The following is a 9,919-nucleotide window of genomic DNA, read 5'->3' as shown; positions in this document are numbered from 1 at the left end:
GTGGTGGGGGTGGCCGGCGGTGTCGTGGGGGGTGGGGTCAGGGCGCCCGACTGCCACAGGGCCGCGTGGGCGACCGAGGCCAGGGTCACGTGCCGGTGCCAGCCCGCCGGGGAGCGCCCGGTGAAGTCCCGCAACCCCACCCGCCCCAGGGAGGTACCGGCGGCCCGGGAGACCCGCCCCGTCTCCTTCGTCATCCGCAACAGCGCCGCCGGCGCGGCCCGCGTCAGGTCCGTCACCCACGCCTGCACCGGCTGCCGCCGTGCGTCCGTCCACTCCCCGAACAGCAGCATCTCCCGCCCGGCGAACAGCACCCGTACCCCCGCGACCAGGGAACTCTGTCGCGCCCCCGGCCGGTCCGGGTCCACCCACTCCAGCGGCGCGCGCAGCCCCCGCACGCTCTGCAGGACGTCCCGCGCGGTCATCGGCACCGCCCCGGAGCCCGACCGCCGTGCGTCCACCGGGACCATCCGTGCCCCGGCGCCGACCCGTGCCACCAGCGGCACCCGGGCCTGCGCGAACCGGCTCACCGTGGCGCGGGTCGCGATGTCGGGCACGTCGAGCACCACCGGCCGTACGCCCCCGTCCGCACTCCGCGCGATCTCCGCCACCCCCGCGAGCGCGCAGCTCTCGTACGACTCGTCGGGGTCGCCCTCCCGGTGCATCCGCCATCCCACCGGCGTGGCCACGCCCCCCGAGGTGAACCAGGTCCCGAAGGCCTGCTGCCCCTGGAACATCTGGCCCTGGTACGGGTCGAAACGGTTGCCCACGCCCACCGAGTGCTCCCCGCCCCGCGGGATCGCCATCGGCTGCACCACCCACGCGTTCAGCGGTGCGGCCCGGGTCAGGTACCGCGTCAGCGCGGCGCGGATCGGCTGCCACTCCCAGGTGGAGCCGGCGATGAAGTGGTGCAGGGCCTGTTCCTCGGCGGGCCCGCCGCCCCCGGTCTGGTGCGCCATGTTGCGGATCGACTTGCGGCCCTCGACCGTGATCAGTCCCCGTACGTACTGACGCCCCCGCTCCCGCTGGTCCCGCCGCCGCAGCGACGGGAACACCGCGCCGCACAGCTCCTCGACGGCCTCGTCCAGCCGACCGCGCCGAGCGCCGCCGGAGCCCGTGCCGGTGCCGATGTCCACGACACTCCCCCTTCGTCGATGCCCCCCTACCGTCCGCCCGGGACCCCCTTCGCGGGGAGGTGTGCCGGGCACACCCCTTCGCCCCGGCATGGTGGGCATCCCACCACCACCCCCGCGGCCGGGGCCGATGCCCCAGACTGGGCGCATGTCGATTCACCAGAACCTGCTCGGGGGCCCCGCCCCCACCCACCTGCCCGACGAGCCCGCGCCCCGCGAGGCCCTCGCCGCCGGCACGCCCGCCGCCGAGGTGGCCGCCGCCCACCCGACGTCCTCGCTGGCCTGGGCGACCCTGGCCGACGACGCCTTCGCCGCCGGCAACACCATCGAGTCGTACGCGTACGCCCGGACGGGCTACCACCGCGGCCTCGACGCGCTGCGCCGCGCCGGCTGGAAGGGCCACGGCCCGGTGCCGTGGGAGCACGAGCCGAACCGGGGCTTCCTGCGCGCCCTGAACGCCCTGGCCCGCGCGGCCGGCGCGATCGACGAGAAGGCCGAGTGGGAGCGCTGCTCGACCTTCCTGCGCGACTCCTCGCCGACGGCGGCGGACACGCTCGCGTAACAGCCGGGCGGACTGCCCTAGAGGGGTTCCGGATCTCCTGCTTATGATGCGAGCAGGGGACCGGGGCTCCACTCACCCAAACGGAAGGAGCGGACCGCTACCCGGAAGCACGTGTCGAGGAGACAGAAATGTCGCAAGCCCTTGATGCCTCCGGAGCCGGTTCGGACACCCCGAACCTCGACTTCGCCGGCACCACCCCCTACGAGGACTACGTCCAGGCGGACGTCCTCACCCACCTCCAGCACCTCCGCTCGGACGACCCCGGCGAGATGGTCTTCCTGGTGACGACCCAGGTCATGGAGCTGTGGTTCACGGTCATCGTCCACGAGTGGGAGACGGCCGCGAAGGCGCTCCGCGAGGACCGGATCCCCGTCGCGATGGACGCGCTGAAACGATCCCTCCGCGAGCTGGAGGCCCTGAACTCCTCCTGGCGCCCGCTGGCGCAGCTCACCCCCGGACAGTTCAACGCCTACCGCGCGGCCCTCGGCGAGGGCTCCGGTTTCCAGTCCGCGATGTACCGCCGCATGGAGTTCCTGCTCGGCGACAAGGCCGCGTCGATGCTGGTCCCGCACCGGGGCGCGCCGCGCGTCCACGGCGAACTGGAGAAGGCCCTCCACGAGCCCGGCCTGTACGACGAGGTGCTGCGCCTCCTCGCCCGCCGCGGTTTCGCCATCCCCGACTCGGTCCTCACCCGCGACCTGTCGAAGCGCTACGAGCCGTCCCCCGAGGTCGAGGCCGTCTGGACGGCCCTGTACGCCGACCCGGACGCCCACCACGACCTGCACCGGCTCGGCGAGGTCCTGACCGACGTCGCGGAACTCGTCTGGCGGTGGCGCAACGACCACCTGGTGGCGACCCGCCGCGCGATGGGCGCGAAGACCGGCACGGGCGGCTCCGCCGGTGTGACCTGGCTGGAGAAGCGCGCCCAGAAGAACGTGTTCCCCGAGCTGTGGACGGCGCGCAGCCATGTCTGAGTCGATGCCCGCGACCGCCGAGTCGCCCGCCGACCTGCCCGTCGACCTGCGGGAACGTGCCGCCGCGCTCGACGCCGCCGACGAGCTCGCCAAGCTCCGCGAGCGCTTCACGCTCCCCGACGGGGTCGTCTACCTCGACGGGAACAGCCTCGGCGCCCTCCCGGCCACCGTGGCGGACACCACCGCGGACGTGGTCCGCCGCCAGTGGGGCGAGCTGCTCATCCGGTCCTGGGACGAGTCCGGCTGGTGGACCGCCCCCGAGCGGATCGGCGACAAGATCGCCCCGCTCGTCGGCGCGGCCCCCGGCCAGGTCACCGTCGGCGACTCCACCAGCGTGAACCTCTTCAAGGCCCTGGTCGGAGCCGCCCGCCTGGCGGCGCCCGGCCGCACCGAGCTGCTCGTCGACGCCGCGACCTTCCCCACCGACGGCTACATCGCCGCCTCGGCCGCCCGGATGACGGGTCTCACGGTCGTCCCGGTCGAGCCGGGGGAGGCCGCCGCCGCGATGGGCCCGGCCACCGCCGTCGTCCTGCTCAACCACGTCGACTACCGCACCGGCCGGCTCCACGACCTGCCCGCCCTCACCGCGGCGGCCCACGCCGCCGGGGCGATCACCGTCTGGGACCTGTGCCACTCCGCCGGCGCGCTGCCGGTGGACCTCGACGCGCACGCCGTCGACCTCGCCGTCGGCTGTACGTACAAGTACCTCAACGGTGGGCCCGGCGCCCCGGCCTACCTGTACATCGCCGAGCGTCACCAGGAGTCCTTCGACTCCCCGCTGCCCGGCTGGAACGGGCACGCGGACCCATTCGCGATGACCCCGCACTACACCCCGGCGCCCGGCGCGTCCCGCGCCCGGGTCGGGACCCCGGACATCCTGTCCATGCTGGCGCTGGAAGCGGCCCTCGACGCCTGGGACGGGGTGCCGGTCGAAGCCGTCCGCGCCAAGTCCCTCGCCCTGACGGACTTCTTCCTCGAATGCGTCGCCGCGTACGTCCCCGAGGGCAAGGTCGAATCCGTCACCCCGACCGAGCACGCCCGGCGCGGCAGCCAGGTCTCCCTGCGCACCGGGAACGCCCGCGAGGTCATGACCGAACTGATCGCCCGCGGTGTGGTCGGGGACTTCCGGGCCCCCGACGTCCTGCGCTTCGGCTTCACCCCGCTCTATGTCGGTTTCGCCGACGCCGAGCGCGCGGCCCGGACACTGGGTCACATTTTCGGGTGACGCGTCGGGGGAGGTGGCGGCGAAACGTCACCTCTCAGGGGGCGTCACAGGCGCGGGCGGAGCCGAGGCTCCGCCCGCGCCCTTCTGTTCTCGCCCCGCCACGGAACGGCGCGTTCCAGCCTGATACGGTCCCGCTCTGCCGTAACACCGGAACATCTGTCCCCGCTGTCACACGCGTTACCGAGAGGTTGAGCCGATGACGGACCCCGCAGTCGAACGGGACGCCGCCGAGGCCGACTCGGCCTTCTCCCACCCCCCGGTCGCACCCGACGCCACCGCCGCCTACGGAGAACACCCCGACCAGGTCGTCGACTTCTACGCCCCCCGCGCGGACACGGCGGCCGGCTCGGCCCCCCTCGTCGTCCTGCTGCACGGCGGTGCCTGGCGCGCCCCGTACGACCGCCAACACATCACCCCCCTCGCCGACTTCCTCGCCCGCCAGGGCTTCGCCGTCGCCAACGTCGAGTACCGGCGCGGGAGTTCACTGCCACACCAGGGCTCCGAAGGACCCGTCGCCGGGCGGTGGCCCGATACCTTCGACGACGTCGCGGCGGCCATGGACGCACTGCCCGGGCTGGCGGGCACGGCGCTCCCGCAGGCGGACGTCCGCAGGGTCGTCGTGACCGGGCACTCCGCCGGCGGCCACCTCGCCCTGTGGGCCGCCGCCCGCCACGTCCTGCCGGCCGGGAGCCCGTGGAGGCTGCCGTCCGCGCCACACCTGCGCGGCGTGGTGGCACTGGCCCCCATCGCGGACTTCACGGTCGCGGAGGAACTCGGCGTCTGCGGCGGAGCGTCCGCCCAACTATTGGGTGGCACGAGCGAGTTCTGGGACGCGCGACGCCCGCACGCCGACCCGGCCGCCCTGCTCCCGACCGGGATCGCCACCGCACTGGTCCAGGGTCGCGACGACATCGTGGTGCCGGAGGCCGTCGCCGAGGCCTACGTGGCCGCCGCCGCCCAGGCGGGGGAACTCGTCGGCCTGACCCTGCTCGACGGCGTCGGCCACTTCCCCCTCATCGACCCGGCGGCCGACGCCTGCGCGGTCGTCTCCGAGGAGATCGCGCAACTGGCCTGGTAGCGGCGCGGCACACGGCGAGCCACGGCGGGGGCGCCGCCTCTCCGTTCACCTCGGCACGAGAACCCGGTGGCGGACCCGGACCGCCACGGACCACCATGCGAGGCATGAGCGATCAGCCCGAACGATGGACCCAGGCGACCGTGCACCCCGACATGTGGGCGGACCCGGACGACGACCCGCGCGACAACGAGGACAGCCCGGACGGCGAACTCGCGACACTGCTGGACTTCCTGACCAACTACCGCACCACCCTGCGGATGAAGTGCGAGGGCCTGGACCCGGAGCAGCTGGCCCGGCGCTCGGTCCCGCCGTCGACGATGTCGCTGCTCGGTCTGGTCCGCCACCTCGTGGAAGTGGAACGGGACTGGCGCGGCTGGATCACCGACGGCGACCCGGTGCCGAAGCTCTACGGCCGTAAGGACGCGGACTTCGACGGAGCCGTCGCGGACCGGGCCGTGGTCGACGCGGCGTTCGCCGACCTGGAGCGGGAGCAGGCCGCGACCGACGCCGCTCTGGCCGGGCATCCGGACCTGGGCGCACGTGTGGGCAGGGAGCGGATCGTGGTGCGGGAGTTGATGGTGCACCGGATCGAGGAGTACGCCCGGCACTGCGGGCACGCCGACCTGCTGCGCGAGTGCGTCGACGGACGCGTGGGCCAGTGACGCGGGCCGACCGCCCGCAGCGGTCGGCCGTCACCACTCCTCTGCCCGACGTGCCGTCGCCCGGTCCGGGCCCGCCGCGCGCCAGGGTCGGGGCATGAAGATCGCCCTCCCCGGCGCGCTCCCCGCCGCGCTGACCGCCGCCCTCGCGGCCGTCACCCTCACCCTGACGGCCGCGGCGCCCGCGCCGCTGCCCCACCTCGAATCCGAACGCACCGTCTCCGCCTGGCTCCCCTGGTGGAACATCGAGGTCGGCTACCGGGACGCCCTGGCCCACGCCGACCAACTCCACACGGTCAGCCCGTTCTGGTACGCGACGTCCGCCACCACCTCCACCACGTCCGGGGCCGTGGTCAAGGGCGAGACCGGAGCCGGCGACCGCCGCGTCATCGACGGCCTGCACGCCAAGGGACTCAAGGTGGTCCCGACGGTCACCGAGAGCCTGCGCGCCCCCGCCATGGCGGACCTGATGAACGACCCCGCCCGCCGGACCGCGCACGTGGACGACCTCGTGGCCGTCGCCACCGGCCGCTCGTACGACGGCCTCGACCTGGACTACGAGGTGATGACCGAGACGACCGACCCCGCCCTGCGCGAACGGGTCCGTACCGGCTACAACGCGCTGACCACCGAACTCTGCGCCCGCCTGCACGCCCTGGCCAAGAGCTGCGTGGTCACCGTCATGCCCCGCACCCGGGACACCGGCCTGGCCTTCGACTACGCACACCTCGGCGCCGTCGCCGACCGGCTGCGCATCATGGGCTACAACCTCCACAACGCCCTGGAGGCGCCGGGCCCGCTGTCCTCGACTGCCTGGTACGAGGAGTTCCTGACCCACGCCACGGCGCAGGTGCCCCGCGACAAGCTGGAAGTGGCGTTGCCCGCCTACGGATGGAACTGGATGGTGGGCTCCACGGCCCGCGCCCGCCACGTCACGTCCCTGGAGGCCGAGGCCCTGCGGCGCGACGTCGGCGCCGACTACGCGCTCGACCCGGTCTCCGGCACCCCGCACTTCACGTACACGGACGACGAGGGCGAGGAGCACCAGGTCTGGTACCAGGACGCGAAGGGCGCGGCCCGCCACCTGGCCGTCCTGGCCCGCCACGGGGTGCGGGGCGTCGGCCTGTGGGCGCTCGGCTTCGAGGAGCCGCGGCTGTGGGACGCCCTGGCCGACCGGCCCGCATCACCATCGCCCGTGCGGACGACCGGTTGAGGGAGGCTGGGGTCACGACGATCGAGACGGCCGACGGCGTCGCCCACCGTGCGGCGGCACTGGTCGTGCCGCCGATGACCCGCCACCGGATGCCCGCCGCGACCCACCCGGCACCGCACGGCTCCGCCCGGTCTTGAACGAATCGCGCGCGAGCGACGTGATGTCAGGGGGGCCCGGGTTGATGGCTGCCGGCTCCGATGACACGGGGGCCGGACGGAAGGCGGAACGGATGGCCAGGTGGGGACTGTTGGTCGAGCAGAACCGCGGCTTCGGCAGGGAGACCCGGGTGTGGTCCATGGGCGTGTTGGGGCACGTCGAGGGGACGCGGGAAGAGGCGCTGGAGGAACTGCGCAAGAAGGTGGAGGCCTTCGAGCCCACGCATCCGCGCATGGTGCGGCGGAAGGTGATCTACCGGGAACCGGACGGCTACCTGATGATGCTGGACGGTTCCTGGGAGAACTTCCACTGCCGTTTCACGGTCGCGGAACAGGTCTTCGACAGCGCACCCCCGCCCCCGCCTCTTCCGCCGGCCGTCGAACCCGCTCCGGAGCGGGGCCCGTGGACCGCCACGCCACGTCCCGCGCCGCCTCCGAAGCCCTCCGGGCCGCCGATGGCACGGGACGCCGACGTGCAGCCGGCCCCGTCCCGGTCGGGCCGCGACGACCTGCCGTGAGGACTCCGTACGTACGCCCGCGACCGCCGGTACGCCGGAGGGCGGGACGCGTCACGCGTCCCGCCCTCCGGTCGGACCTGCCGACGCGCGTGTTCCTACAGGAACGAGTTGATCTGGATCGTCTCGGTGCGGCCGGGGCCGACGCCGATCGCCGAGATCGGGGCGCCCGACATCTCCTCCAGGGCCTTCACGTACGCCTGGGCGTTCTTCGGAAGGTCGGAGAACGTCTGGGCCTTGGTGATGTCCTCGGACCAGCCGGGGAGGTTCTCGTAGATCGGCTTCGCGTGGTGGAAGTCCGTCTGCGAGTAAGGCAGCTCCTCGACGCGCTTGCCGTCGATCTCGTACGCGACGCAGACCGGGATCTGCTCCCAGCCGGTGAGCACGTCCAGCTTGGTGAGGAAGAAGTCCGTCAGGCCGTTCACGCGGGTCGCGTAGCGGGCGATCGGGGCGTCGAACCAACCACAGCGGCGGTCACGGCCGGTGGTCACACCGCGCTCGCCACCGATGCGGCGCAGGGCCTCGCCGTCCTCGTCGAACAGCTCCGTCGGGAACGGGCCGGCGCCGACACGCGTCGTGTACGCCTTGAGGATGCCGATCACACGGCTGATCTTCGTCGGGCCGACACCCGCACCGGTGCAGGCGCCACCGGCCGTCGGGTTCGAGGAGGTGACGAAGGGATACGTGCCGTGGTCGACGTCGAGGAGCGTGCCCTGGCCGCCCTCGAAGAGGACGACCTTCTCCTCGTCGAGCGCCTTGTTGATGATGAGCGTGGTGTCGGCGACGTACGGCTTGATCTGCTCCGCGTACTGGAGCATCTCCTCGACGATCTGCGCCGGGTCGATCGCGCGGCGGTTGTACAGCTTCGCGAGGAGCTGGTTCTTGCCCTCCAGCGCCGCTTCGACCTTCTGCGTCAGGATGGACTCGTCGTACAGGTCCTGGACCCGGATGCCGATGCGGTTGATCTTGTCCGCGTAGGTCGGTCCGATGCCGCGGCCGGTCGTACCGATCTTCCGCTTGCCCAGGAAACGCTCGCCGACCTTGTCGAGGGTCACGTTGTACGGCGTGATCAGGTGGGCGTTGCCGCTCAGGAGCAGCTTGGAGGTGTCGATGCCGCGCTCGTTGAGCCCACGCAGCTCGGAGAGGAGTACGGCGGGGTCGACCACGACACCGTTGCCGATGACCGGGGTGCATCCGGGGGAGAGGATTCCGGAAGGGAGAAGGTGCAGTGCATACTTCTGGTCGCCGACGACGACCGTGTGGCCGGCGTTGTTGCCACCCTGATAGCGCACTACATAGTCAACGGATCCACCGAGCAGGTCGGTGGCCTTTCCCTTGCCCTCGTCACCCCACTGAGCTCCGAGCAGCACAAGAGCGGGCACAGGCGTACACCTCTTCCGGATGGGGCATGTCCAAGGTCAGGGGGCGTACGACGATGTACACCGCAGGCTGAGCCGTCGGACCGGTACCCCGGAATAGACGAAGGCCCTGGCGCAATAGCGCAAGGGCCTCTTGCACAAAGATGCTACCCGAGGAAGGACCGAGGTGTCGGCTCCAGAGCCCACCATGAGCCATGCGGGCGCGCCGGTAGGCGGCCTGCTGGTGCTCGTCGACCCGGTCGCCCGCCGTCTCGACGGCGAGTCTGTGCGGATCGCGAAAGATGTGTTGTGTGCCGCGGCGCACGCGAAAGTTTCTCTCCCCGACTCTCCGGAGGAGTTCGCGCGGGCGCTGGCCCGCCGAGGTCATCGACGCCCCGTGATCGTCGGCGACGACCGGGCACTGGTACGCGCGGTGACCCTGCTGCACCGTTCGCGTGACCTCGGCGGCGAGCCCCTGTCACTGATTCCGGTCGGACCGGTCGGCTCCCTCGGACTCGCCCGCTCCCTGGGCGTCCCGCTGTCGGCGGTGATGGCCGCGCGCGCGGCCCTCGACGGCATCGTGCGCACGCGGGACCTGCTCGTGGACGACAGCGACGGGGTGGTGCTCGGAGGCCTGCGGATCACGCCGCCGCGCGCCTCGGCGCCTGCCGTACGGAAGTACCGGTCACTGCTGCGCCTCCTGCTGCCGCCCTCGCAGACCCCGCCCGGGCAGGTGCACCGGCTGCGCGTGGAGGTGGACGGCGTGGTCCTGGCCGACGTGGACCACCCCGTGGAGGAGGTCTCGGTGATCACGCGGGAGCCGGGCGGACCCGCGGAGGTCGTGGTGCGGCTGACCGGCAGCCCGACCCGGACACAACGGGCCACGGCGGTCACGGTCTCCGGCGCGGACTTCCGCTACCGGGCCGACCACGCGGGCGTCACCGGCCCCGTACGCCGACGGACGTGGACGCTCCGTCCGGGAGCGTGGGCGCTGACCCTCCCCAGGTGAGCCGCTTCGCTCCGGGTGAGCCGCTTCGCTCCGGGCGGGGC

Annotated in this window: 10 protein-coding genes; 8 read left to right on the top strand and 2 right to left on the bottom strand. The window is 72.8% G+C overall.

The features are described 5' to 3' along the window. Positions 1 to 1,133 (bottom strand): transposase (locus tag ADK55_RS09125; RefSeq protein WP_053676968.1); only part of this gene is annotated, 1,133 nt, incomplete at its 3' end. A 145-nt stretch (positions 1,134 to 1,278) separates the two neighbouring features. On the opposite strand from ADK55_RS09125, the gene ADK55_RS09120 reads away from it, so the two are divergent. From ADK55_RS09120 to ADK55_RS09090, 7 genes are all read left to right on the top strand, one after another. Next, on the top strand, positions 1,279 to 1,692 hold the full coding sequence (locus tag ADK55_RS09120) for a DUF3151 domain-containing protein (RefSeq protein WP_053676967.1): 414 nt from the start codon (positions 1,279 to 1,281) through the stop codon (positions 1,690 to 1,692). A 128-nt stretch (positions 1,693 to 1,820) separates the two neighbouring features. Continuing rightward, positions 1,821 to 2,666: a tryptophan 2,3-dioxygenase family protein gene (locus ADK55_RS09115; protein WP_053676966.1), complete on the top strand. Its 846-nt coding sequence runs from the start codon at positions 1,821 to 1,823 to the stop codon at positions 2,664 to 2,666. After that, a complete protein-coding gene (kynU, locus tag ADK55_RS09110; protein ID WP_053676965.1) occupies positions 2,659 to 3,891 on the top strand; it encodes a kynureninase in 1,233 nt (410 codons plus the stop codon). Before ADK55_RS09115 ends, kynU begins: the two co-directional genes overlap by 8 nt. 196 nt (positions 3,892 to 4,087) lie before the next feature. Next, positions 4,088 to 4,969 (top strand): alpha/beta hydrolase, encoded by an 882-nt coding sequence (locus tag ADK55_RS09105; protein WP_053676964.1) that lies wholly within the window; start codon positions 4,088 to 4,090, stop codon positions 4,967 to 4,969. 95 nt (positions 4,970 to 5,064) lie between these two features. Next, positions 5,065 to 5,631: a DinB family protein gene (locus tag ADK55_RS09100; protein WP_053676963.1), complete on the top strand. Its 567-nt coding sequence runs from the start codon at positions 5,065 to 5,067 to the stop codon at positions 5,629 to 5,631. 94 nt (positions 5,632 to 5,725) lie between these two features. Next, entirely contained in the window at positions 5,726 to 6,841 is a 1,116-nt protein-coding gene (locus ADK55_RS09095; protein WP_053676962.1) for a glycosyl hydrolase family 18 protein, read from the top strand. A 229-nt stretch (positions 6,842 to 7,070) separates the two neighbouring features. Next, complete coding sequence (locus tag ADK55_RS09090; RefSeq protein ID WP_053676961.1) at positions 7,071 to 7,514, top strand: hypothetical protein; 444 nt, start codon at positions 7,071 to 7,073, stop codon at positions 7,512 to 7,514. Positions 7,515 to 7,609: 95 nt separating this feature from the next. Here the strand turns inward: ADK55_RS09090 and ADK55_RS09085 are convergent, their stop codons facing one another. Then, a complete protein-coding gene (locus ADK55_RS09085) occupies positions 7,610 to 8,893 on the bottom strand; it encodes an adenylosuccinate synthase (RefSeq protein WP_053676960.1) in 1,284 nt (427 codons plus the stop codon). 184 nt (positions 8,894 to 9,077) lie between these two features. Here ADK55_RS09085 and ADK55_RS09080 point away from each other — a divergent pair, with 184 nt between their 5' ends. After that, entirely contained in the window at positions 9,078 to 9,878 is an 801-nt protein-coding gene (locus ADK55_RS09080; RefSeq protein WP_053676959.1) for a diacylglycerol kinase, read from the top strand. Positions 9,879 to 9,919 lie beyond the last annotated feature (41 nt).

Source organism: Streptomyces sp. WM4235, assembly GCF_001279725.1.
Taxonomy (GTDB): Bacteria; Actinomycetota; Actinomycetes; order Streptomycetales; family Streptomycetaceae; genus Streptomyces.
This window is presented reverse-complemented; position numbering and strand designations above follow the sequence as displayed.